Here is a 20,815-nt window from a genome sequence, read left to right on the forward strand (position 1 = left end):
TGTACTACTTTATTTTTTCACTACCGTAAAACGAAAGGGGTGAGATTCACTCACCCCCGATACAAACATCAACTTAATTGAGTTTGACGTTCTTTTCTTTAAAGTACTTAAGTGCGCCTGGATGAAAGTCAACTGGGGTTGATTTTGTTTTCTGGTTTTCTAGGCTGACACTCATAAATTCTTGATGAGTGCGCACCAATTCCAATTTGTTATCAAAGATCGCCTTAACAATCTTATAGGCCTGATCGTCAGGCATATTGGCATTGACCACCAAGATATTGGCGACTGCTGCGACTTTATTGTCTCTAGCCATGCCGCTATAAGTAGCCTTTGGAATGGTAGTTACAAAGTAAAGGTTGCCATATTTTTTATTCATTGCAGCCACCTCTTCGCCAGTGTCGACCATCACAATCTTGGTTCCTGGAGTATTGGCTAAATCAGTTACTGCTGCTGTTGGTAATCCACCCACCCAGAAAAATGCATCAATTTTGCGGTCTTTAATGGCATTAACGGATTCGGCAACGCTTAATCGCTCACGCTTAACATCCTTATCCTTATCAAGACCAGCGGCCTCTAATAAGCGAAAGGCCATCACTTCTGTTGCGCTACCAGGAGCGCCAGTACTAATGCGCTTGCCCTTGAGGTCTTTCATAGATTTGATGCCAGTGGAGTCAACGGTTACTACGTGCATCAGGTTTGGATAAAGAACTACCAGAGTACGTAAGTCCACTTTTTTGCCAACAAACTTACCTTCGCCAATCTGAGCATCTTTAGCGGCATCAGCCATCGAGAAACCAACGTATGGCTTGCCTGTACCGATGAGGTTTAAGTTATCTACCGAGCCCCCGGTCACTTCTGCAGTAGCAGACATTCCAGGCACCTTGCTCGAGAGAACAGAGGCAAGGCCACCGCCCATTGGGTAGTACACGCCACCCGTACCGCCAGTGGCGATAGAGATGTTTTGAGCGCTAACACTCGCACAAAGAAAGCTAAGCGATAAGGCAATGACTTTGAGTAGTTTCATTGTTGTCTCCTAATTATTTTTATTTTTTTAAATTACAAACCTGGCATGCTGAAGTTAATTGCTTTGAGCTCGCTGAGCAGTTGCGCTTGTTGCTCAGCGCTTAACTGCATCAATGGTGGACGCACTCTGAGCCACTCGGAATCCTTGGTGTAGTGGGCTACAGCAGTCTTCATGCCTGCAATCATTTGGTACTTAGCAAAAATTCCACGCACTTGATCCAAGTTTGCTTGAAGAGTATCAGCATTTGATTCTCTCCAGTGTGCCGCTAAATCGGCAATCGCTTTTGGATTGACGTTGGCAGTAGCGGAGATGCAGCCAACACCGCCAGCGCGCAAGGCACGCATTAGGAATACTTCGCTGCCTGCATAGACGCGGAAGCCTGAAGGCGATAATAATTTAATGACCGATTCTGTGTAAGACCAATCGCCAGAGCTGTCTTTCATGCCCACAACTGTCTTTGGATATTCTTTTGCTAAGCGCTCAAGCAAAGAGAGACTTAAGGTCACTTTAGTAACTGGTGGAATGTTGTAGATATAAATCTGCAAAGCAGTGCTACCTACTTTTTGAATCACCTCAGAAAAATAAGCGAATAGACCATCATCAGTAACATCTTTGTAGTAGAAGGGCGGCAACATTAATACGCCCGCGCATTTATGGTTGACTGCGTGACGTGTCATATTGACAGTAGCATCAATCGATGTTGCTCCGGTACCTGGCATTAAGTGCTCAGGCTTTAACCCGCCCTCTACTAATGCTGTTAAGGTGCTCATCTTCTGCGGAGCAGACATCGAGTTTGCTTCTGAGTTCGTGCCAAAGATAGCCTGCCCAACACCATTAGCTTCTAGCCATTGGCATTGTTTTAATAACTTAGGAGCATCTGGACTGCCGTCCGCCTTAAATGGGGTGATGACAGGGGATAGCACCGCTGGCAAGGTGGAAGGGTGCAGAGAAATCGTCATGCTGGCTCCGTTTTAGTTATTTACTTCAGATGGAAGTGTGTGTTGGTTAAAGAATGCTTCTAAATTATCTAAGGCTAAGTTGGTCATGGCTATCCGTGTTTCCGAGGTAGCGCTCCCAATGTGCGGTGTTAACAATACATTATCAAGTGTTAAAAATTCATGACTTGGGTTAGGTTCGTTCTCAAAAACATCCAAGGCTGCACCAGCAATCTTTTTATGTTGCAGTGCATATAAAAGTGCCCCCTCATCAACCACACTTCCGCGGGCAATATTGATTAAATATCCTGAGGGCCCTAAAGCTTCTAGAACCTTGGCATTAATCATGTTGTCTGTATCGGGGGTTGCTGGGCAAGCTAAAAATAAGATGTCGCAGGCCTTGGCTAATTCTTGAGCATCTGGATAGTAAGCGTAGGGCAAAGATTTTTTATTGGGCCCTGAATACGCTATCTCCACTTTGAATGGCTCTAATCGTTTAGCCAGGTCTTGCCCAATACGACCCATGCCAGCGATACCCACTCGTTTACCAGCCAAGGTGGTGGTGAGCCTAAAGGGCGCTTTTGACCAAGCAGTGCTTTTGACATATTCCTGAGCCTCGGGCAGTTGGCGCAGTAGGGCTAGCATCATGCCAATGGCCAGTTCGCATACGGCATCGTTTAGGACGCCAGGGGTGTTGCTTGCTTTAATCCCTTGTTCTTTGAGATAAGCCAAGGGAAGGTTGTCATAACCAACCCCACAAGTGGCAACCATACGAATACTGGGAATCTGTTTAACTAGGGCCTCGGGCAGCTTGATATTGGAGCGAATCAAAATCGCCTGAAAGTTTCCGGCAGGAGCAGGCGCTTGAGGATCGGGATGATGAAAAGGGGTAAAGCGCCGATCTATTTCTGCCTGCATAATTTCAGGGAAATGGCCGACCTGTAGCACCGAATTGACGGGGATCATGTCTCACTAACTTTTTTATTGAAATAATGACCCCATTGTAAGAGGATTTTTCAGAAAAAGTCCTTCCCCTTTTAGGAGAGTATTCATGTTATTTACCCCAGCTGAAACCAAGGTAGTTATTGTCGGTGGCGGCACTATGGGTGCAGACGTTGCAGCCGTTTGTGCACGCGGTGGCTGTGCAGTCCAGGTGGTTGAGCCAACTACAGAGCGACGAGCCCTCTTGCCGGATTACTTTGCAAGCACCATGGCAGATCTCGGTTATGAGCATCGTATTCATTTACTGTCTGTGGCGGGTTCGCTTGAAGAGGTTGATTGGTCTGATATTGATTTGGTGATTGAGTGTGTGCCTGAGCGTTTAGACATCAAGCGAGAGCTATTTGCGAAGTTGGAAAAATATGCAAAACCTGAGGCGGTATTGGCGAGCAATAGTACGAGCTTCCCAATTAGTGAAATTGCCAACGGCCTAAAAACAGCTGCTCGTATGATTGGCTTACATTTCTTTATGCCTGCCCATCTAGTGCCTTGTGTAGAAGTGGTATATGGTGCAAAGACTTCGCCAATGGTTGGCGAAAGCCTCTCACGTTTAATGACAGCGTGTGGCATGGTGCCTGTTACTGTGAAAAAAGATCTTCCAGGATTTTTGGCTAATCGTTTGCAGCATGCTTTATCGCGTGAGGCTTTTTCAATGGTTGATGAAGGCATCTGTACGCCAGAAGATATTGATAAAGCCGTTCGTTTTGGTTTTGGCTTTCGCTATATCGCCGCAGGCCCAGCCATGCAACGAGATCATGCTGGCCTTGAGGTGCACGGTGCTGGAGGCGCAACCATCTATCCAACCTTAAACAATTCACCAACGATAGCGAAGTGCTTGAGTGATCGCATCGCTAGTGGCAAGTTTGGTATGAAAACTGGCGAAGGCTTCTTCACCTGGACTGCTGAAACGATTAAGGCTGAACGTGAGCGCTATCAAAAAGCATTACGTGCTGGCTTGAAGATTATTCAGAAAGATCTTCCTGAAATTAAATAGCAACTAGTTATTTAGTTGCTCACTAAGAAATATCTTTCAGATGAAGTTTGCCTAGGTGTGGGGCGAGTCGATAAGTAATCAGAACAATAGCAATCGTCGCGACCCCACCAAATACGATGGATGGCACTAAACCGATCATGCTGGCAGCAATGCCAGACTCAAGTGCGCCTAACTCATTGGATGAGCCAATGAAGATGCCATTAATGGCGCTAATTCTGCCGCGCATATGATCTGGTGTGGTGAGCTGCATGATGCTGCCTCGAATCACTACTGATATCGAGTCAAAGCATCCAGAGATAAATAGAAAGAATGCGCAGACCCATAAATTACTGGAGATGCCAAAGGCAATAATCGCCGCACCAAATCCTGCCACTGACATCAGAAGATATTTTCCTGAGTCGTTTAGCACGGGACGCCGAGCGAGGTAGATTCCAGTAAGTACAGCCCCAGCTGCCGGGGCTGCACGCAGTATTCCTAGAGTTTCTGGGCCCGCATTGAGCACCTCTTTCACAAAGGCTGGAAGAATAGAGACTGCGCCCCCGAAGAGAACAGCAAACATATCGAGCGCCATGATGCTCAAAATGAGTTCATGTTTTCTGACGTAATGAAACCCTTCCAAAAAGCTCTTTAGAAAGTGCTTAGATAAGTTGCTCGATTTTTCTTGCACAGCGGTGATGAAAGTAATTCCGTATAAACCAACTCCTCCACAGAAGGCGGCGAGCAGATAGGTCCATTCAAGACCGGCAAAGCCAATCATGAGTCCGCCTAATCCTGGGCCCGCCACTACGCAAATCTGAAACGCTGAAGATGCATACGCTGTGTAACGAGGCAATTGATCTCTCGGAATGATTTGTCCGAAAAGCGCTTGATAAGAAGGCCTTAATAAAGCGCGCCCAATACCAATAAATGCTACTGCGGTGTAGATCAATGGTATCGGTGGGCTAAGCCATCCCAATGCGATGACTGTTAAAAATAATCCAACCGCAATATGAATGAGGCAGGCGATTGCAGCAATCCACTTGCGGGAGTGGTGATCGACCGCATGACCCGAATATAGAGCTAGCGCAAAGTAGGGAACGAGCTCTGCAAGACCTATCAGCCCGAGTGAAACTACGCTATTAGTGATTTCGTAAAGATGCCAACCTACCGCTACCATCGTAATTTGGTAGCTTAGGGTTGCGCCAACGCGATACAGCAGTAGGGTTCTAAAAGCTTTGCCGGGATTCATGAATCCCTCCATTTTAGAGGAGAAGAGGATTATCCTTAAAGGATGAAGAAAATCATTCGAGTATGGGATCTTCCAATCCGCTTATTTCATTGGTTGCTGGTGGTTTGTATAGTCGGTAGCTTTGTGACCATCAATTTGGGTGATGAATTCATTCAATGGCATGCTTATTTCGGTTACAGCATTTTGACCTTGTTGATCTTTAGGATTGGCTGGGGTTTTGTTGGATCTACCCATGCGCGCTTCGCCTCTTTCTTGCCAACTAAAAAAGCGATTTTTGATTACTTAAGTGGAAGTCCACCCCGCGTTCTTGGACACAACCCCATTGGAGCAATTTCTGTATTTGCACTCATTTTTGTTTTATGCGTTCAAGTACTGACTGGCTTATTTGTTGATGATGAGGTCTCCTTTCAAGGGCCGCTAGCAAAGTATGTGTCTGGTTCGATATCTTCATTTTTATCGGAGATTCACGAAGGTAATCAAGTGGTGATTTACACCCTTATTGCAATTCATATCGCAGCGATTTGGTATTACAAGAAATTCAAAGGTGAGAATCTGATTAAGCCAATGATTAGTGGCGATAAAGAAATCGACCCAAGCGAAGAGGCTAAATACCTGCCTGCTGACTTGGATCGTGACTCCAAGGATGGAGTGTTGCAGCGCGGTTTCGCTTTGATACTTTTAAGCGTGATCGCGGTAGCGGTCGGTTACTTAATTACGAAATAACGATCAATAAAAATCGCTTATTTCTTTTTGAAATCGTCGTGGCAGCCTTTGCAGGTTGCACCCGCCGCGCCAAAAGATTTTTTAATACTTTCTAAGTCGCCTGACTGAGCGGCTTTATTGAGATCAAGAGCAGCTAATTGCATTTTGTCTGCGGCAGCTTTGAACTTTGCGTTGTCTGACCAGACCTCAGGTTTTGCCTTACCGCCTTCAGTGCCAGGACCAAAGGCTTGCCAAGGCAAAGTAGACATCATTGCTACGATCTCTGCATTTTTGCTCACATCGTCTTTGTTATAAGGTGCCGCACCTTTAACAACAGCACCAATTCTTCCGAAATGAGTGCCAATCACTGTCATGACGCTTTGACGATATTCAATTGCTTTTTCTGCCGTTTGAAATTGAGCAAAGGCAGCGCCTGCGCCAATGGCTAAAACAGCTGCAGTGCCTGCCAAAATAAATTTTTGTAGTTTCATGATTGCTCTCCATTGATCAGTTGGGCTGCTTATTTTGAGCATATCCCAGAATAGTAATTTTTGCCCGCTTAAAAAATCATTCTGAGGGGGGTCATGAGAAGATTGATGATGCCCAGGAAAAAGCTGCTGAGGGGCTCCATCCACAGAGTGCCAATAATTCCAGTAAAGACGAGGCCAAGCACAATAAAAAATCCCCAGGGCTCTAATCTACCGAGGGCGATGGATTGGCGTGCGGGCAAAAGACCAGCCAAAATTCTTCCGCCATCGAGGGGTGGTAGTGGAAACAGATTAAATGCCAGTAAACCGATATTCCACATTACCCCTGCTTTTGCCATAGAAGTCAGGAAGGGCTCATCAATTCCGAAGCCCTGCACTAGAACCCAAAAGACCGCCCAAATGATTGCCTGTACAAAATTCGATCCCGGTCCCGCTAAGGCCACCCAAATCGAGTCAATTCTGGGGTTTCTGAGTCGCCCAAAATTGACTGGTACCGGCTTGGCATACCCCACCAAAAAAGGAGACCCCGTCAGAATTAAGACGAGTGGAATCAATATGGTACCCACAGGGTCTATATGTTTTGCGGGATTGAGGCTCACCCGTCCCAGCATGTAGGCGGTGTTATCGCCAAACCTGCGAGCTGCGTAGCCATGGGCTGCCTCATGGATGGTGATGGCAAAAATCAGGGGAATCGCATTAATTGCGACAGCTTGGATAGAATAGTCAGTAATCATGGCAATATGATATCCATAGGAGCTCAAAGTGACTGACGAAAAGAAACCCGATTCAAAAACCCCGGCAAAAGCGCTAGCAGCGAAGCCGCCAGCACGTCCACCCGTCCCAAAAGGACCCTCTGGCCCAGCCGGAAGGCCTCAGGCAGGCTTTGGTGGGGGAAAAGGCATGATGCGCAAGGCCGGTCGCGGTCGATAGTGGATAATTACCCTATTCAATAATGTGTTTATAGAGGATTTAGCATGAACGAATGGCATAACGAATCTAAAGAAGAGATCAACAAAAAGATCATTACATTGGTCGTGATGTTGGCCGCTGCTACTAGCTTGGCTATTTTGTTTGCATTGGTTGCGGCTCATACAGGTTACGTATTCGGTTAATCAGTATTAATGACTAGCCATCGCCAACCTGCAATATTTGCTGGCCATGGCAGTCCAATGTATGCCATAGAGCCCAACCGCTATACAGCGGCATGGTCAGCTCTTGGAAAATCATTAAAGCGTCCTGACGCTATTTTGATGATCTCAGCACATTGGGTAACCCGCGGAGTTTGGGTTACTGCAATGACTAAACCAAAAACGATTCATGATTTCGGTGGCTTTCCACAAGCACTGTTTGATGTTCAATATCCGGCGCCAGGTAGCCCTGCATTAGCTGATCGCGTGCAAGAATTATTGAGCGTCCCTGTCGTGCTTGAAGAGAATGAATGGGGTATTGATCATGGCGCTTGGGCGGTACTGAAATACATGTATCCAAATGCGGATGTGCCTGTGGTGCAGCTGAGTCTCGATGGTGCGATGTCAGCACGTGAACACTATGAGCTTGCTAAGCAATTACGCCCCTTGCGCGATGAAAATATTTTGATTTTATCTAGTGGTAATGTGGTGCATAACTTGCGCACCATCCATTGGCAAGAGGGTGCTGAGCCTTACCCATGGGCAAAAGAGTTCAATGATTTTTTTGCTTCAGAAATTCGCGCCAATCATCATGAGGCATTGGTTGACTGGGAGCGTTTTGGTGATGCAGCGCACCTCTCTATTCCGACCGCAGAACACTATTGGCCAGCCTTGTATACCTTGGCCTTGCAGGAGGCAGGAGAGCAGGCCAAAATCTATACAGATGGAATTGAGATGAGTTCAATTGGTATGCTGGGTTTTTCAATTCAATAACAAGAGCAGATTATGTGGCTTCCTATCTTTGCAATCTTTTTTGGAGCGGGCTTCGGCGCTTTATTAAGAGCTGGCTTTAATTACGTCACCGTAGGGATAGCTTCTTCACTGCCATTGGGCACTTTTATATCGAATATGGTTGGTGGATATTTGATTGGTATTGCAGTTGCTTTCTTTGGCAACAATCCAAGTCTTTCTCCAGAGTGGAAACTCTTAGTGGTTACCGGCTTCTTGGGGGGTCTAACCACCTTCTCAAGCTTTTCTGCTGAGGTAGTTGGCTTTATGCAACGTGGCGAATTTACTTGGGCTTTGGGTACGTCACTACTCAATCTCGTTGGGTCACTTGTGCTGACCTTCTTGGGCATCTTGACCTACCAGGCTTTCAAATAAAATTCGGGGCACTAAGCCCCCAATGCCATTCAATATAGAATTTGTTACTCTGGCTTGATATTGGCTGTTTTTACAACGGCACTCCATTTGGCACTCTCAGCTTTAATCAGGCTAGCAAATTCAGCTGGACTCCCTCCACCAATCTCATTCCCTTGAGAGAGCATGAGTTCGCGTAGTTGAGGGTCTTTGAGCGTCTCATTTGCAGCAGCATTCAATTTATCAATAATGGCCTTAGGTGTTCCCTTGGGCGCGATGAGTCCTTGCCAGTTGAGAACTTCAACCTTGGGGTAGCCTGCCTCAGCAAAAGTAGGCACGTTCGGTAGAAGTGGAGAGCGTTTCTTGCTAGTAATCGCAATGGGGCGTAACTTATCGGCTTTGATGCTGGGCATCGCTGAATACATTTGATCAAACATCATGGTGACGTTCCCGGCCATTAGATCGGTTAAGCCAGCAGATCCACTCTTATACGGGACGTGAATCATATCGATGCTGGCGCTTTGTTTAAAGAGCTCACCGGATAGTTGATGGCTTCCTCCAATGCCGCCTGATGAGAAAGTAAGAGTACCCGGCTTAGCTTTGGCGGCCGCAACAATTTCTTGAACTGTTTTGTATGGGGAGCTTGGATTGACCACCAGTACTAGAGGCCCTTTTTCAATCAAAATGATAGGAGTGAGATCTATTTCTGGGTCGTAGCGCAAATTGCCAAAGAGTGTTTTATTAACAGCCATGGGCGCGAAGTTGCCCATGCCAATGGTGTAGCCATCAGGAGCAGCTCTAGAAATGAATTCTGTACCAATGTTGCCGCCAGCCCCCGGTTTGTTATCGACGATGATGGGTTGCTTGAGAATGACACTCATTTTTTGGGCAATCTGACGACTACGTGAGTCTGCGCCACCACCGGCACCATAAGGGACGATGAAATTGATGGGTTTGCTAGGGTAGTTGTTTTGCGCAAAAGCAGCGGTTGAAAATAAGGTACTTAGACTTATTAAACAGACTGAACAGTTCCGAATGAGTCGCATATTGATCCCAAGAAAAGTGATTTAAATAAAACCCAGAATTCCTAAAGCGCCGCCAATTGCAATGAGATAGAGTGGATGCCAGCGTGTAAACAAGGTGATAGCAATCGTACCAAAGGTCAGCAAGTATGCGGCTGTGCTGCTATTAATCTGGAGCGCTATTCCCCAGGCCGCAGATAAAACTAAGCCTACCGCTAAAGCGCCGGCTGCTGCATGGATGATTTTCTGCTTCCGAATATCCTGCATTCCCATAATAGAGCGTTGCAAGAAATAAATCATGATCGAGGATGGCCAGGCGATAGCTAAGGTCGCTATTGCTGCACCAATCACGCCGCCCACTTTCCAGCCAATCAATGTGACTGTCATGAGGTTGGGTCCGGGTGCAGCCTGGGCAATAGCAAAGTAATCGGCGAAGGTTTGGGAGCTAATCCAGTGTTCTTGATTGACCGATAAGTCATATAGTGTGGGGAGGAGTGCATTAATACCTCCAAATGCCACCAAGGAAAAAGCGGATAGTTTCAGAAAGAGGCTGATGAGAGTGCCCATCATTCTTTAATCTTCTTCCATGCTAAAAAGAAAGCCAAAGGTGAGGCAAGTAAAACTACCCAACCCAGACCTAAATGAAAGTAGGTTGCAGCCAATACAGTCAAGAGGATGACGGATAGCATGGGCGGGTATTTCAGTTCTGAGCGCATCATTTTGAAGCCGGTGCTTGCAATTAGACCTACACCTACTGCAGAGATACCTCTTAGCAATCCCTGGACAATCGGCATATAGCTGTAATGCTCGTAGAGAATGCCCAGCAGAATGACGATAGCTACAGGTCCCAACATTAAACCGAGTACCGCTGCAAAAGCGCCCGGTACTCCGGCAAAGCGACTGCCTACACAAACACCGAGATTGACGATATTGGGTCCTGGAACAATTTGGCAGATGCCCAGCATGGCACTGAACTCTTCAGCAGTTAGCCACCTCTCTTGCTCAACAAGCATGCGGCGTGCCCAAGGGAGTACGCCGCCAAAGCCAGACATTCCGATTTTGCTAAACCCAATAAAGAGTTGCTTGGGTGTCAGTGTTTTAGGTTGGGATGGCATCTTTTAATAGAAGGTGCTTACTGTGGCTTAAAAGGATGTGGCACTGGTTTATTTTCTAGCCACGCTTCTAGTGTTTCGGTAATGCCTTTTGAGAAGGTCGCAAAAATAGGCTCAGCAATGAAACCAAGATGAGGTGTCACCAAAAGATTTGGGGTATTTCGAAGCGCGTCTTTTTCTGGAAGAGGTTCAACATCAAAAACATCCACTGCTGCTTGCCCAGGTCTACCTGCGGCTAGCGCTTTTTTTAGATCAGGCATATTGATCAGTGCAGCACGTGAAGTATTGATCAGAATCGAATCTGGGCGCATGAGCGCTAGTTGATCCGCGCTAATTAAACCTTTAGTTCCGGGGCCGGCCACCAAGTGCATAGAGACGACTTTGGAAGTTTTAAGGAGTTCATCAAGACTGACCGCCTTTGCATTTTCAGCTGCGGCGCGTTCAGGCGTCATGCGAGGACTCCAAGCCACCACTTCCATGCCAAAGGCAGCGCCAACACGTGCTACACGACTACCGATAGCGCCTAAGCCCATGATGCCTAAACGTTCGCCAGAGAGCATTGGCAGTAAAGACAAGGCATCACGCCAGCCACCTGAGGCAATGAGTTTATTTTCTTCAATAAGACGCTTAGAGGCGCCCAGGATTAAGGCCCAAGTAAGTTCTGCGGTCGTTTCTTTGGAAGGTCCACCAGGAGTGCATGCCATGGGGATATTTCTAGACACTAAGGCTGATGCTTCAAGGGTGCCATTACGTTCACCAGTAAACATTAAGAACTTTAGCTTGGGTAAGCGTGCAATCATCGCCTCATTAAAAGGCGAGCGATCTCGCACGATAGCAATTGCATCAGCATCTTTGACTGCTGCATATAAGGCCTCATCTCGAAGCGGCTCATGATGAATAGTGAGCTTAGCCTGTTGATCTAATTTTTCCCAATTAGAAAAACGGCGCAACGCACGCTCATAGTCTCCGAGAATAACGATATTAGGTAATGAGGCCATGGATGAAAATCTTTCAGTTGAATATTAGTCTGGTGTGCAAAGGTTCAGGATTTGCTTGAGATCAGGCGCTTGTCCTAATTTCCAGAGTGCAGAAATTAACTGAATCGTTTTCCCTTTGCCAATTACTGGCTCTGCCAAGCTTGTAAATTTTTGCTCCAAGTTGGCATCGCTCATTGGATTTTCTACAGAGCCAATCGCATTCTTTACAAAGATATGCACTTCTTTGCCATCCTTCAGGAAGGCTTTAACGTCCACAGATGCTTCGCTAATAGAGGTATCGGTAGTCGCGTTCACTTTAGCGCGCAAAGCTACGACATCAGGACGGTTAACGATGTCATCCGCATATTCACCTTCACCTGCTTGACCAAACATCAAGCCTACAGCGCAGCCGTGATACACGCTGAACTTGCCTTCTAGTCCATCTTTAGGTGTTTTCTTGCCAGTTAATTCGAGTACCAGTGGGTGAACACGCAACTCAATGCGTTCAACCTCTTCTGCCTTCACGCCTTGGGCGCGTAATTGGGCGCAAGCATCAATGGCTGGGTGAATCACAATTCCGCAAGCAAAAGGTTTATAGGTATTTAAGGAAATCTCAAAAGATTTTCCGAGGGCGCGATCAATTTCTGACCAGTCACACTTAGTAGAAACGGTTTGCATATAGCCACGACCCGCTTCAAGTGCTTTAGGACTTGCAGTAAAACCATGTTTTGCCAACAGTGCAGAAAGTTGACCTGCACGTGCTGCGCCACCCGGATGAAAGGGTTTGGTCATCGTGCCAAATTGCTCGCGCATACCAACCGGTTGGGAGGCTGCAATGCCTAAAGCCATAGTTGTTTTTTGCAGATCAAGACCCATTAAGCGTGAACATGCCGCAGCAGATCCCAGCATGCCAGTAGAGCCAGTGATGTGCCAGCCACGATGGTAGTGATCTGGATACATTGCGTTACCAACGCGGCAGGCAACATCAATGCCAAGAACTAGAGAGTCAATCATTTGACGACCGTTGGCACCAATGTGTTCGCCTAAGGCTAGGATTGCAGATGCTACCGGACCCGCTGGATGAATCACGGTTTTGAGGTGAGTATCGTCAAAGTCAAAAGTATGTGAGCTGATGCCGTTAATCAATGCCGCTCCACCCATATCCACTTTATCTTTACGGCCGAGGATGCTGGCTTGTGGCGCTGGTTGAAATTCACGAATAGCGACTAATGATGATTCAACGCTCTCATGATTGGCTGCACCGATCGCACAACCAAGCCAGTTTAAGAATGTACGATGCGCTTCGTGCTCAACCTCTGGAGTCCATCCTTGACTTGGATGAGCATTAACAAACTCCGCCAAAATTTTGGTGACTGGTGGTGCATTGAGATCAGCTGCTGCGGCAATAGCGTGAGACATATAAATTTCCTATGAATAAGTGTGAGTATTTTTAAATAAGTGGATATTGAAAATTAATCGATTTCAATATTACGGTCTTTGGCAACCTTAGCCCAGCGTGCAATATCTTCTTTGATGTAATTGGTAAATTGAGGAGGTGTCATTGGCATTAAAGTCAAAGCCTCGCTCATCATTTTTTCTGAGAAGTCTGGCAATGCTAGAACTTTGTTTAATTCAGCATTGAGCTTTGCAACAATCGCGGGTGGAAGATTTGCAGGACCTACCAAGCCATACCACTGTTGGCCATCAAAGCCGTTATAGCCAAGCTCTTTGAAGGTCGGAATATTAGGCGCTACTGGGCTGCGTTTGGCACCAGTAACGGCAAGCCCGCGAACCCTATTGGTGGTGATATAAGGTAATGCTGCAAATAGAGTGGGGAACATTGCCTGGGTCTGTCCAGCCAGTAGATCCGTGTAAGCAGGACCTACGCCACGATAGGGCACATGCACCATAAATATTCCAGCAGCTAGCTTCAGTTGCTCCATGCCGAGATGTGTCAGTGTTCCGGGGCCAGCAGATCCATAGCTTAACTTGGCGGGATTCTTTTTTGCGTAATCCACAAACTCTTTGAAGCTCTTGATGGGCAGATCAGGATTAATGATGAGTACGTTAGGTGTTGCGCCAATCATGCCAATCGGTGTGAAGTCTTTAATGGCATCGTAGGGTAATTTACGGACAGCAGGGTTGGTGCCGTGTGTCCCTACATAAGCAATCATGAGTGTGTAGCCATCGGCTGGCGCTTTAGCAGTTGCTTGTGAAGCAATTGATCCGCCACCGCCACCCATATTTTCTACAACTACTGTTTGACCAATAGATCTAGAGAGTTTTTCCGCAACAGCTCGTGCAATATTATCTAATCCGCCACCAGCAGCTACTGGTGCAATCAGTTTGATAGGTTTGGTTGGGTAGGCTACTGCTGCACTTTGCGCCTGCGCATTGAAATGGAATGCCAATCCCAAAAAAGCAAAGAGAAAGGATGACAAAAAAATCGGCTTTTGCCGATTGATCGTATTAGACATGTCTCGAGTCCGAATTATTGTTATAAGTTAGTTTTGTACAGCCAAGTTATTTTACTATTGATAGCGTTAGCCCTGCTCAGGCTTGGCTGGCTTTGAGTTTCTTTCGAATGGAGTGCTCTACGGGGATGGAGTCTAGGTTTGGCTCCAGCGCCTCACGTTCATCAAAGACAAAGCAGCTGCCTTGGTAATGTGCGGAACCCACTTCCTCGAAATATTTCAAAATACCTCCCTCTAGCTGGTAACTGTGCTCCATGCCAATTTCCCGCATATATAAGCCAGATTTTTCACAGCGAATACCACCCGTACAAAAGCTGACCAGCGTCTTATCGGCTAAATCATCTTTATGTGCAGAAATTGCCGCTGGAAACTCGGTGAACTTTTCAATATTGAAATGCAATGCATTCTCAAAAGTGCCGTAGTCGACTTCAAAGGCGTTGCGAGTATCAACCATCACTACAGGGCGACCTAGATCGTCAGTGCCGCGATCTAACCACTCCTGCAGTTTTTTGGGGCTAATGAAATTAGCGCGACCTTCCTCAGGACGAATCGCTGGGTGATTCATGCGAATAATTTCATTTTTGAGTTTGATCAACATCTTCTTGAAGGGCTGATCCTCGGACCAACTCTCCTTTGCTTGAAGTGGGGCAAAACGGGGATCGGTACGGAGCCAATCCATAAATCCACGTAGCTCATCTGTTTTACCGGCAAGGAACATATTGATGCCTTCACCAGTCAAAAGAATTGTTCCCTTCAACTGGCGCGCAGTACATTCATCCAGCATTTTGGCGCGCAGCTCTGGCAAGCCATCTAGGCTGACAAATAAATAGGCGGCAATATTTAGAATCGACTTCATTTTTCTCTCACTGGGCTACAGCAGCATTATCGAGCAAATAGGCTGAGGGGGTGTTAATCTTGAGGTCTTATCTAGAGGAGACAAGTCCATGCAGGATTTAGTGAAAATGGCTAAAAAAGCCATTAAAAACAGCCTATTAGCCACTTTGATGGCTTTAGGAGTAAGCGGTGTTGCTCTGGCGCAAAATGCGGGTGTTGGCACATGGCCCACCCAAAAGCCAATTCGTTTGATTGCGGTCTTTCCGCCAGGTGGCTCAGTTGACCAGGTTGCTCGTATATTGGCACCTGCTTTGCAAGCAGAGTTGAAGCAAAACGTGATTGTGGAAAACGTTGGTGGCGCCTCTGGTGTAATTGGTACCTCCGCAATGACTCGGTCCGATCCGGATGGCTATACCTTTGCAGTAGTATTTGATACCCATGGTGTGAACCCTAGTCTCAAAGACAAACTTCCCTATGACACGATAAAAGATATTGCTCCCGTGATTTTGGTTGGCACATCACCGATGGTATTGGTTGCCAGCAAAAAATCTGGTATCACCAGTTTTAAGCAATTAGTGGATCTTTCCAAGACAGGTAAGCAATTTAGTTACGGTTCAATTGGGATTGGTAGCTTGGGTCACTTAGCAATGGCGCGTCTGGCAAAACAAGCGGGCTTTGATTGGAATCACATCCCTTATCGTGGTGGCGGTCCTTTAATGCAAGATGCTTTGGGCGGTCAAGTGGAGTTGGCTGTTGGCTCGGAATTTTTGGTGAAGCCTCATATCGATAACGGTGGAGTTATTCCGCTAGTGATTACAACTGCCAAGCGTTCACCATCCTTGCCTAATGTGCCGACAATTTCTGAGAGCGGCTTCCCAGGCTTTAGTGCGCCAGCTTGGTGGGCGGTATTGGCCCCCGGTAAGACCTCTCCGGCAGTGATCGATGCAATGAATAAGGCATTAAATAAAGCCCTGAAGACGCCTGCTGTCGCTGAGAAGTTCAAAATGCAAGGCATTCAAATTGTTGGTGGCACCCCAGTTGCTGCACAAGACTTTATCGGCAAGCAAATGGGTATCTGGGGTAAGTTTGTGATTGAAAACAATATTAAAGAAACTGCTCAGTAAGAGTTGTTGATAAGCAGTATTGATAAAAGGTAAACATGTCAGAACGTTTAATTCCGTATCAGCCAATGGATTTGGCAGAGCCAGCAGAGTTGGTTGCAGCTATTCGCAAAAGACGAGGCGGTCAGTTTATTAATTTAGATCGCATGCTTTTGCATAGCGTTCCAATTGCAGAGGGCTGGAATCATTTCATTGGAGAGATTCGTAATAACCTGTCTTTGGATCCGAAGTTGCGCGAGTTGGCTATGTGTGGCGTAGCCGTCTTGAATGGTGCTGAATATGAATTCTTTCACCATGCGCCACCTTTTAAGAAAGCGGGCGGTACTGAAGAGCAGGTCCAAGGCTTGCGACTCATTGGGCAACCGAATTTTCCAAAAGATCTGTACTCTCCGGTGGAGAACGACGCTGCCGAACTCACTTTTCAGATGACGCGCAATATCAAAGTGGATCCTGAATTAATGAAGCGCTTGCAAAAGGCTTTGGGAAGCACGGATACCGTGGAATTAGTCACGGTAATCGCCGCTTACAATATGGTTTCTCGATTCTTGATAGCCCTCGATGTCAATCCTGAAGATCATCCTCCGGCTTAAAGTTAAAGCTTAGCCAAAGCCAAGTCAAAGCATTCATCAATATGATCCGCAACATCCAAACCATTATTTCTGGCATTGCCACTTCTGATGGTGCGGGTGTGAAATTGCGTCGTAGTCTGGGCGGTCAAAATCAAGTCAGATTAGATCCTTTTTTGATGCTTGATGAGTTTTCCTCCAATGATCCAAATGATTATGTAGCGGGCTTTCCGGCACATCCCCATCGGGGTTTTGAGACGGTGACCTACATGCTGGAAGGTCACATGTTGCATGAGGATCATTTGGGTAATCAAGGCCATCTGAAAACTGGTGGCGTGCAATGGATGACGGCTGGGCGCGGCATTATTCATTCTGAGATGCCACAGCAAGTGAGCGGTGCCATGCGCGGCTTCCAGTTGTGGATTAATTTACCCGCAAAAGAAAAGATGAAGCCGGCTGGCTATAAAGATATCCAGGTTGAAGATATTCCGAAGATTGCTTTGGCAAATGGGGGCTCAGTCAAGATCATTGCGGGCGCATACGATGATGTCGGTAAAGCAGTTCAAGGCCCGATTCAGGGGATTACTACTGCGCCTCTATTTTTAGATGTGCATTTACCACCCAACGCAGAGTTTGAGCAACGCATTCCAAAAGAGCTCAATGCATTTGTTTATGTATATGAAGGCGGGCTGGAATTAGGCGGCCCAATGATGCCAGCTCCAAAGCAGGCAGCCATTGTTCTTGGTGATGGCGATCTTTTAAAGGCAAGATCAGGATCTATAAGCGCACAATTTATTGTTCTAGCAGCTTTGCCCTTGCATGAGCCTATCGTTCAGTACGGCCCTTTTGTGATGAATACTCGCGCTGAAATTGAACAAGCAATCGATGATTATCAAAACAATCGCTTTGTGGTTTCCTAAGTGACGCAATCAGCAACCCTTCAATGGGAAGAGGGCGGACAAATCTGTTCCGCTCATTGGCATTCTGAAAATGGGATTGCGCCGCATAAAAAAATTCAGATCGCGGATGACACGCTGACCGCTGATATTGCTTATCGCTTAGCTTGTGAAGGTACTGCGATGCTCTATAGGGGTGACTTTCAGAATGCGCGGCAACTCTTACAAGCTTTGGTAAGAAGGGTGGATAAGCCTTCCAAGAAATCTACTAGAGCTGACAGAGTTTCCAAAGAGAAAATCATAAGTCCCTTAGATGCATTTAATCTACATCGTCTCACCCAATCTCAGCGCGCACGTATTTTGGGCATGGTTCTCATCCGCTTGAATGCTGACCATACGATACCTTTGAGACGCGCCCCAGATGTAGCGCAGGCCTGCCTTGAGGCCTATGGAACGCAAGAAACTTCCTATGTAATTTCTTTGCGTGAGTTGCTTGGCGTGATTAGCGCTCATGAGTGGCGCAAGACAGGTGTTCAAGTTCTCACCAGAGATGATCAAGAGGTGCGCATTCATCCGCACTACGGTGTTTTCTCTCCTGTGCGTAGTGAATATATTGGCTTGATTCTGAAAGCTCCGTTACCAGCAGCAATAAAACAAAGCTCTATAGCTTTTGATATTGGGACGGGCACTGGAGTGTTGGCCGTTATTTTGGCCCTACGAGATGTTCAGAAAATTATTGCGACCGATCTAAGTGATCGAGCGATTGCTTGTGCGAAAGAAAATATTCATCTCTTAGGTTTGAATTCTGAAATTCAAATTCACAAAGCCAATCTTTTCCCTCAAGGAAAGGCTGCACTCATTGTTTGTAATCCTCCCTGGCTTCCAGCCAGACCAAGCTCTTCGCTAGAGCATGCTGTATATGACCCTGAGAGTCAGATGCTGAAGGGTTTCTTGAGTGGATTAAAGGATCATCTACTACCAAATGGTGAGGGTTGGCTCATTCTTTCTGACTTAGCAGAGCACTTAGGATTGAGAACGAGAGAAGAGCTTCTAATTTGGATTGAACATGCGGGCTTGAAAGTGATTGCGCATGTAGATACCAAACCAACACATCCAAAAGCATTTGATAAAGCTGATGCATTGCATGCAGCGAGATCTAAAGAAGTCACTTCACTCTGGCGATTAACCCAAAAGTAGTACCACATTAAATAGCCCTACAAGCCCCGCCCCCATTGGGATCATGGTTGTTAATCCACTACATCACCCTTAAAATCATTGAGAGCAGTAGTTAACTTACTACACATTTTTTCGGTAAGTTGAATATAGTTTTTCTCATTTATTTTTTTAAGGGTGTCATTTGCTTTCTGGTGCATTGTCTAGAAATGTATTGCTAATTTCGGGGGTAACTTTCTCTCATTTATTAGCGCTATTGATGCTTTTATCGGGATCATTTGCGGGGTCTAATTTATCTGCTCCAGATTTTCTGATGGTAAATCTTGTGGGTAAAAGTGCCCCGTCACCTCAGCAGCAAAAATCTCTGGTTGCATCCCAAGTCAAAACACCCCCTAAAAGTGAGCTTGATAGTTCCAGTGCTGTAAATGAATCCCATGCGCATAGTAATAGCAAGGGGGCTGGGCTTCTAGCAGCAGGCGCAGCTAGACAGGCCATACACAGCCCTAAACCACATTACCCCTTAGTCAGCAGACAGCTTAAGGAACAAGGCTTGGTCATTGCAAGACTATGTGTCAGCGATCAAGGCCTTGTGCAAGAAGTTGGCATCACCCAGAGCTCAGGCTTTCAGGGTTTAGATCGTTCAGTCATCAAGGCTTTGGCTCAGTGGAGATTTGCGCCTATTGCAATAACTCCCACCCAGCTTTCTTTGCAATGCTTTCAAACACCAATTCAATTTACCTTGGAAGGCTAGTACTTGAGCGAGAAAAATATCTTAGATATTGATTCAAAATGCATTCGATCAACCCAGATTTTTCCCATAACGATTCCAAGCGAAATCTTATTGGGGCGAACAAAACAGATCTTCATTTTGCATGATGGGCATTCATATCAATTGCGCATCACTAAATTAGGGAAGCTCATTTTGACGAAGTAAATATGAATTAACTTACTAGCCAGCAAGAGCATTTTCATATGCATATAGCCAGCGATTTTTTGTTTTTATCACTGGAGATGGTATATGAAGCATCAAGTAGTTGTTCGTCCTCGAATTCGGTTGGCCTGGTTTTCATCGTTTGCATTGTTATATGGAGGATCTTTTTCAGTTTGGGCTAATGCTCAAGATATTGAGTTACCTAGGATTGATATTGTTGGTCGAGAGGAGGATGCCCTTTATAAAATTCCAGGAACGGTTGATGTCATTAATCAACAGAGGATGGAGGAGTTACAGCCTCAGTCGCTACAAGACGTATTAAAGACAGTTCCTGGTGTCAATGTCCGTGGAGATGAGGGTGGCCTAGGATCTATTCCGAATATTGGTATTCGGGGATTAAATCCGAGTCGCAGCTCCAAGGTTCTTCTTCTGGAGGATGGCGCTCCCATTCAACCAAGTCTCTTCATTTCCAATGCTTCCTATTACAGCCCACCTGTAGAGCAAATCGGTGGGATTGAAGTTTTAAAGGGCGCATCGGGCCTGAAATATGGCCCATCCAATATTGGTGGCGTAGTGAATTACCTTAGCAAAACACCTGCTCCAGGATTTAAGTTAACCGGCAAAGTGGGTAACTACGGATATCGTTTAGCAGAGCTTGAGGCAGGGGGAAAATCATCATCGAATGGCGCCATTGGAGGAATAAATCTGATTCAATCTGAGTCCAATGGATACCAAGGCAATGGTTTCAAGATGTATGACATCTTGGTGAAAGGGGGAATGGAGATTGCACAGAATCAGTGGTTAAGTCTCAAATATACCCATTACGATAACAATATCAATACCTCATATGTAGGTCTGCGCCCAAATCAGTACAGCACTCACTCAAGAGATAATCCAGCGCCAAATGACCGCTTTATTACCCAAAGAAATGCAGTAGATCTCAAACATGCTATCGAAATTAGTCCTGAGACCAAAATCAATACTTTGATGTATTGGAGCAGGCTATCTAGAGATTATTGGCGGCAAAGTATTGTTAAACGTACACAGGAATCGACAGTCTTTAGAGCCTGCA

At 46.1% G+C, this 20,815-nt stretch carries 26 protein-coding genes; 13 read left to right on the forward strand and 13 right to left on the reverse strand.

The genetic code is table 11. The features are described 5' to 3' along the window. Nucleotides 1-73: 73 nt before the first annotated feature. The 3 genes from ICN34_RS02165 to ICN34_RS02175 are packed head-to-tail and all read right to left on the reverse strand — an operon-like array spanning nt 74 to nt 2,925. On the reverse strand, nt 74-1,024 hold the full coding sequence (locus ICN34_RS02165) for a TAXI family TRAP transporter solute-binding subunit (RefSeq protein ID WP_072583700.1): 951 nt from the start codon (nt 1,022-1,024) through the stop codon (nt 74-76). Nucleotides 1,025-1,056: 32 nt separating this feature from the next. Further along, the gene (locus ICN34_RS02170) at nt 1,057-1,983 is read right to left on the reverse strand and encodes a dihydrodipicolinate synthase family protein (RefSeq protein ID WP_072583699.1); all 927 of its coding nucleotides are present in this window, start codon (nt 1,981-1,983) and stop codon (nt 1,057-1,059) included. 12 nt (nt 1,984-1,995) lie between these two features. Continuing rightward, nucleotides 1,996-2,925 carry a 2-hydroxyacid dehydrogenase gene (locus tag ICN34_RS02175; RefSeq protein WP_216120566.1) on the reverse strand — a complete coding sequence of 310 codons (930 nt, stop codon included), beginning with the start codon at nt 2,923-2,925 and terminating at the stop codon, nt 1,996-1,998. Nucleotides 2,926-3,010: 85 nt separating this feature from the next. Here ICN34_RS02175 and ICN34_RS02180 point away from each other — a divergent pair, with 85 nt between their 5' ends. Further along, nucleotides 3,011-3,952, forward strand: a complete 942-nt coding sequence (locus ICN34_RS02180; protein ID WP_072583697.1) for a 3-hydroxyacyl-CoA dehydrogenase family protein — start codon at nt 3,011-3,013, stop codon at nt 3,950-3,952. 22 nt (nt 3,953-3,974) lie between these two features. On the opposite strand, the gene ICN34_RS02185 is transcribed toward ICN34_RS02180, so the two are convergent. Next, a complete protein-coding gene (locus ICN34_RS02185) occupies nt 3,975-5,180 on the reverse strand; it encodes an MFS transporter (protein ID WP_072583696.1) in 1,206 nt (401 codons plus the stop codon). 42 nt (nt 5,181-5,222) lie between these two features. Between ICN34_RS02185 and ICN34_RS02190 the strand changes: the two genes are divergently transcribed. Next, nucleotides 5,223-5,903: a cytochrome b/b6 domain-containing protein gene (locus tag ICN34_RS02190; RefSeq protein ID WP_216120567.1), complete on the forward strand. Its 681-nt coding sequence runs from the start codon at nt 5,223-5,225 to the stop codon at nt 5,901-5,903. Nucleotides 5,904-5,920: 17 nt separating this feature from the next. On the opposite strand, the gene ICN34_RS02195 is transcribed toward ICN34_RS02190, so the two are convergent. Both ICN34_RS02195 and ICN34_RS02200 read right to left on the reverse strand, forming a co-directional pair. After that, nucleotides 5,921-6,373 (reverse strand): cytochrome c, encoded by a 453-nt coding sequence (locus ICN34_RS02195; protein ID WP_072583694.1) that lies wholly within the window; start codon nt 6,371-6,373, stop codon nt 5,921-5,923. Between the two features lie 68 nt (nt 6,374-6,441). Next, on the reverse strand, nt 6,442-7,104 hold the full coding sequence (locus ICN34_RS02200) for a site-2 protease family protein (protein ID WP_072583693.1): 663 nt from the start codon (nt 7,102-7,104) through the stop codon (nt 6,442-6,444). A 28-nt stretch (nt 7,105-7,132) separates the two neighbouring features. On the opposite strand from ICN34_RS02200, the gene ICN34_RS02205 reads away from it, so the two are divergent. The 4 genes from ICN34_RS02205 to crcB are packed head-to-tail and all read left to right on the forward strand — an operon-like array spanning nt 7,133 to nt 8,661. Then, the gene (locus tag ICN34_RS02205; RefSeq protein ID WP_158009059.1) at nt 7,133-7,300 is read left to right on the forward strand and encodes a hypothetical protein; all 168 of its coding nucleotides are present in this window, start codon (nt 7,133-7,135) and stop codon (nt 7,298-7,300) included. Nucleotides 7,301-7,344: 44 nt separating this feature from the next. Then, complete coding sequence (locus ICN34_RS02210) at nt 7,345-7,482, forward strand: hypothetical protein (protein WP_169709848.1); 138 nt, start codon at nt 7,345-7,347, stop codon at nt 7,480-7,482. A 9-nt stretch (nt 7,483-7,491) separates the two neighbouring features. Then, nucleotides 7,492-8,271 carry a 4,5-DOPA dioxygenase extradiol gene (gene ygiD / locus ICN34_RS02215; RefSeq protein WP_072583692.1) on the forward strand — a complete coding sequence of 260 codons (780 nt, stop codon included), beginning with the start codon at nt 7,492-7,494 and terminating at the stop codon, nt 8,269-8,271. Between the two features lie 12 nt (nt 8,272-8,283). Then, nucleotides 8,284-8,661, forward strand: coding sequence for a fluoride efflux transporter CrcB (gene crcB / locus ICN34_RS02220; RefSeq protein ID WP_216120569.1), 378 nt, complete (start codon nt 8,284-8,286; stop codon nt 8,659-8,661). 44 nt (nt 8,662-8,705) lie between these two features. On the opposite strand, the gene ICN34_RS02225 is transcribed toward crcB, so the two are convergent. The 7 genes from ICN34_RS02225 to ICN34_RS02255 form a co-directional block, all read right to left on the reverse strand. Then, nucleotides 8,706-9,683 carry a tripartite tricarboxylate transporter substrate binding protein gene (locus ICN34_RS02225; RefSeq protein WP_216120571.1) on the reverse strand — a complete coding sequence of 326 codons (978 nt, stop codon included), beginning with the start codon at nt 9,681-9,683 and terminating at the stop codon, nt 8,706-8,708. 21 nt (nt 9,684-9,704) lie between these two features. Further along, a complete protein-coding gene (locus ICN34_RS02230) occupies nt 9,705-10,229 on the reverse strand; it encodes a chromate transporter (RefSeq protein ID WP_216120573.1) in 525 nt (174 codons plus the stop codon). Then, on the reverse strand, nt 10,226-10,774 hold the full coding sequence (locus ICN34_RS02235) for a chromate transporter (protein WP_072583688.1): 549 nt from the start codon (nt 10,772-10,774) through the stop codon (nt 10,226-10,228). The genes ICN34_RS02230 and ICN34_RS02235 overlap by 4 nt, the downstream gene beginning before the upstream one ends. A gap of 17 nt (nt 10,775-10,791) precedes the next feature. Next, nucleotides 10,792-11,769: a D-2-hydroxyacid dehydrogenase family protein gene (locus ICN34_RS02240; RefSeq protein WP_072583687.1), complete on the reverse strand. Its 978-nt coding sequence runs from the start codon at nt 11,767-11,769 to the stop codon at nt 10,792-10,794. Nucleotides 11,770-11,793: 24 nt separating this feature from the next. After that, nucleotides 11,794-13,167 (reverse strand): MmgE/PrpD family protein, encoded by a 1,374-nt coding sequence (locus ICN34_RS02245; RefSeq protein ID WP_216120575.1) that lies wholly within the window; start codon nt 13,165-13,167, stop codon nt 11,794-11,796. A gap of 53 nt (nt 13,168-13,220) precedes the next feature. Further along, on the reverse strand, nt 13,221-14,225 hold the full coding sequence (locus ICN34_RS02250) for a tripartite tricarboxylate transporter substrate binding protein (RefSeq protein ID WP_255538552.1): 1,005 nt from the start codon (nt 14,223-14,225) through the stop codon (nt 13,221-13,223). 76 nt (nt 14,226-14,301) lie between these two features. Beyond that, nucleotides 14,302-15,078: a sulfurtransferase gene (locus ICN34_RS02255; RefSeq protein ID WP_216120577.1), complete on the reverse strand. Its 777-nt coding sequence runs from the start codon at nt 15,076-15,078 to the stop codon at nt 14,302-14,304. An 88-nt stretch (nt 15,079-15,166) separates the two neighbouring features. Between ICN34_RS02255 and ICN34_RS02260 the strand changes: the two genes are divergently transcribed. The 7 genes from ICN34_RS02260 to ICN34_RS02290 all read left to right on the forward strand — a co-directional run. Continuing rightward, nucleotides 15,167-16,180, forward strand: coding sequence for a tripartite tricarboxylate transporter substrate binding protein (locus ICN34_RS02260; protein ID WP_216120579.1), 1,014 nt, complete (start codon nt 15,167-15,169; stop codon nt 16,178-16,180). A gap of 35 nt (nt 16,181-16,215) precedes the next feature. Then, a complete protein-coding gene (locus tag ICN34_RS02265) occupies nt 16,216-16,767 on the forward strand; it encodes a carboxymuconolactone decarboxylase family protein (RefSeq protein WP_072583683.1) in 552 nt (183 codons plus the stop codon). A gap of 41 nt (nt 16,768-16,808) precedes the next feature. Further along, nucleotides 16,809-17,663, forward strand: coding sequence for a pirin family protein (locus ICN34_RS02270; RefSeq protein WP_216120581.1), 855 nt, complete (start codon nt 16,809-16,811; stop codon nt 17,661-17,663). Beyond that, nucleotides 17,664-18,836 carry a methyltransferase gene (locus ICN34_RS02275; protein WP_216120583.1) on the forward strand — a complete coding sequence of 391 codons (1,173 nt, stop codon included), beginning with the start codon at nt 17,664-17,666 and terminating at the stop codon, nt 18,834-18,836. A gap of 289 nt (nt 18,837-19,125) precedes the next feature. After that, nucleotides 19,126-19,563 (forward strand): energy transducer TonB, encoded by a 438-nt coding sequence (locus ICN34_RS02280; protein ID WP_216120585.1) that lies wholly within the window; start codon nt 19,126-19,128, stop codon nt 19,561-19,563. Between the two features lie 3 nt (nt 19,564-19,566). Further along, nucleotides 19,567-19,746 carry a hemin uptake protein HemP gene (gene hemP / locus ICN34_RS02285; RefSeq protein ID WP_072583679.1) on the forward strand — a complete coding sequence of 60 codons (180 nt, stop codon included), beginning with the start codon at nt 19,567-19,569 and terminating at the stop codon, nt 19,744-19,746. 84 nt (nt 19,747-19,830) lie between these two features. Beyond that, on the forward strand, nt 19,831-20,815 hold a 985-nt coding region (locus ICN34_RS02290; protein WP_216120587.1), incomplete at its 3' end, for a TonB-dependent receptor plug domain-containing protein.

Source organism: Polynucleobacter sp. Tro8-14-1 (assembly GCF_018881655.1).
GTDB lineage: Bacteria > Pseudomonadota > Gammaproteobacteria > Burkholderiales > Burkholderiaceae > Polynucleobacter.

Coding starts and splice junctions, on each gene's coding strand:
- ICN34_RS02165 (WP_072583700.1), bottom strand. CDS start 1,024: ATGAAACTACTCAAAGTCATTGCCTTATCGCTTAGCTTTCTTTGTGCG.
- ICN34_RS02170 (WP_072583699.1), bottom strand. CDS start 1,983: ATGACGATTTCTCTGCACCCTTCCACCTTGCCAGCGGTGCTATCCCCT.
- ICN34_RS02175 (WP_216120566.1), bottom strand. CDS start 2,925: ATGATCCCCGTCAATTCGGTGCTACAGGTCGGCCATTTCCCTGAAATT.
- ICN34_RS02180 (WP_072583697.1), top strand. CDS start 3,011: ATGTTATTTACCCCAGCTGAAACCAAGGTAGTTATTGTCGGTGGCGGC.
- ICN34_RS02185 (WP_072583696.1), bottom strand. CDS start 5,180: ATGAATCCCGGCAAAGCTTTTAGAACCCTACTGCTGTATCGCGTTGGC.
- ICN34_RS02190 (WP_216120567.1), top strand. CDS start 5,223: ATGAAGAAAATCATTCGAGTATGGGATCTTCCAATCCGCTTATTTCAT.
- ICN34_RS02195 (WP_072583694.1), bottom strand. CDS start 6,373: ATGAAACTACAAAAATTTATTTTGGCAGGCACTGCAGCTGTTTTAGCC.
- ICN34_RS02200 (WP_072583693.1), bottom strand. CDS start 7,104: ATGATTACTGACTATTCTATCCAAGCTGTCGCAATTAATGCGATTCCC.
- ICN34_RS02210 (WP_169709848.1), top strand. CDS start 7,345: ATGAACGAATGGCATAACGAATCTAAAGAAGAGATCAACAAAAAGATC.
- ygiD (WP_072583692.1), top strand. CDS start 7,492: ATGACTAGCCATCGCCAACCTGCAATATTTGCTGGCCATGGCAGTCCA.
- crcB (WP_216120569.1), top strand. CDS start 8,284: ATGTGGCTTCCTATCTTTGCAATCTTTTTTGGAGCGGGCTTCGGCGCT.
- ICN34_RS02225 (WP_216120571.1), bottom strand. CDS start 9,683: ATGCGACTCATTCGGAACTGTTCAGTCTGTTTAATAAGTCTAAGTACC.
- ICN34_RS02230 (WP_216120573.1), bottom strand. CDS start 10,229: ATGATGGGCACTCTCATCAGCCTCTTTCTGAAACTATCCGCTTTTTCC.
- ICN34_RS02235 (WP_072583688.1), bottom strand. CDS start 10,774: ATGCCATCCCAACCTAAAACACTGACACCCAAGCAACTCTTTATTGGG.
- ICN34_RS02240 (WP_072583687.1), bottom strand. CDS start 11,769: ATGGCCTCATTACCTAATATCGTTATTCTCGGAGACTATGAGCGTGCG.
- ICN34_RS02245 (WP_216120575.1), bottom strand. CDS start 13,167: ATGTCTCACGCTATTGCCGCAGCAGCTGATCTCAATGCACCACCAGTC.
- ICN34_RS02250 (WP_255538552.1), bottom strand. CDS start 14,225: ATGTCTAATACGATCAATCGGCAAAAGCCGATTTTTTTGTCATCCTTT.
- ICN34_RS02255 (WP_216120577.1), bottom strand. CDS start 15,078: ATGAAGTCGATTCTAAATATTGCCGCCTATTTATTTGTCAGCCTAGAT.
- ICN34_RS02260 (WP_216120579.1), top strand. CDS start 15,167: ATGCAGGATTTAGTGAAAATGGCTAAAAAAGCCATTAAAAACAGCCTA.
- ICN34_RS02265 (WP_072583683.1), top strand. CDS start 16,216: ATGTCAGAACGTTTAATTCCGTATCAGCCAATGGATTTGGCAGAGCCA.
- ICN34_RS02270 (WP_216120581.1), top strand. CDS start 16,809: ATGATCCGCAACATCCAAACCATTATTTCTGGCATTGCCACTTCTGAT.
- ICN34_RS02280 (WP_216120585.1), top strand. CDS start 19,126: ATGGTAAATCTTGTGGGTAAAAGTGCCCCGTCACCTCAGCAGCAAAAA.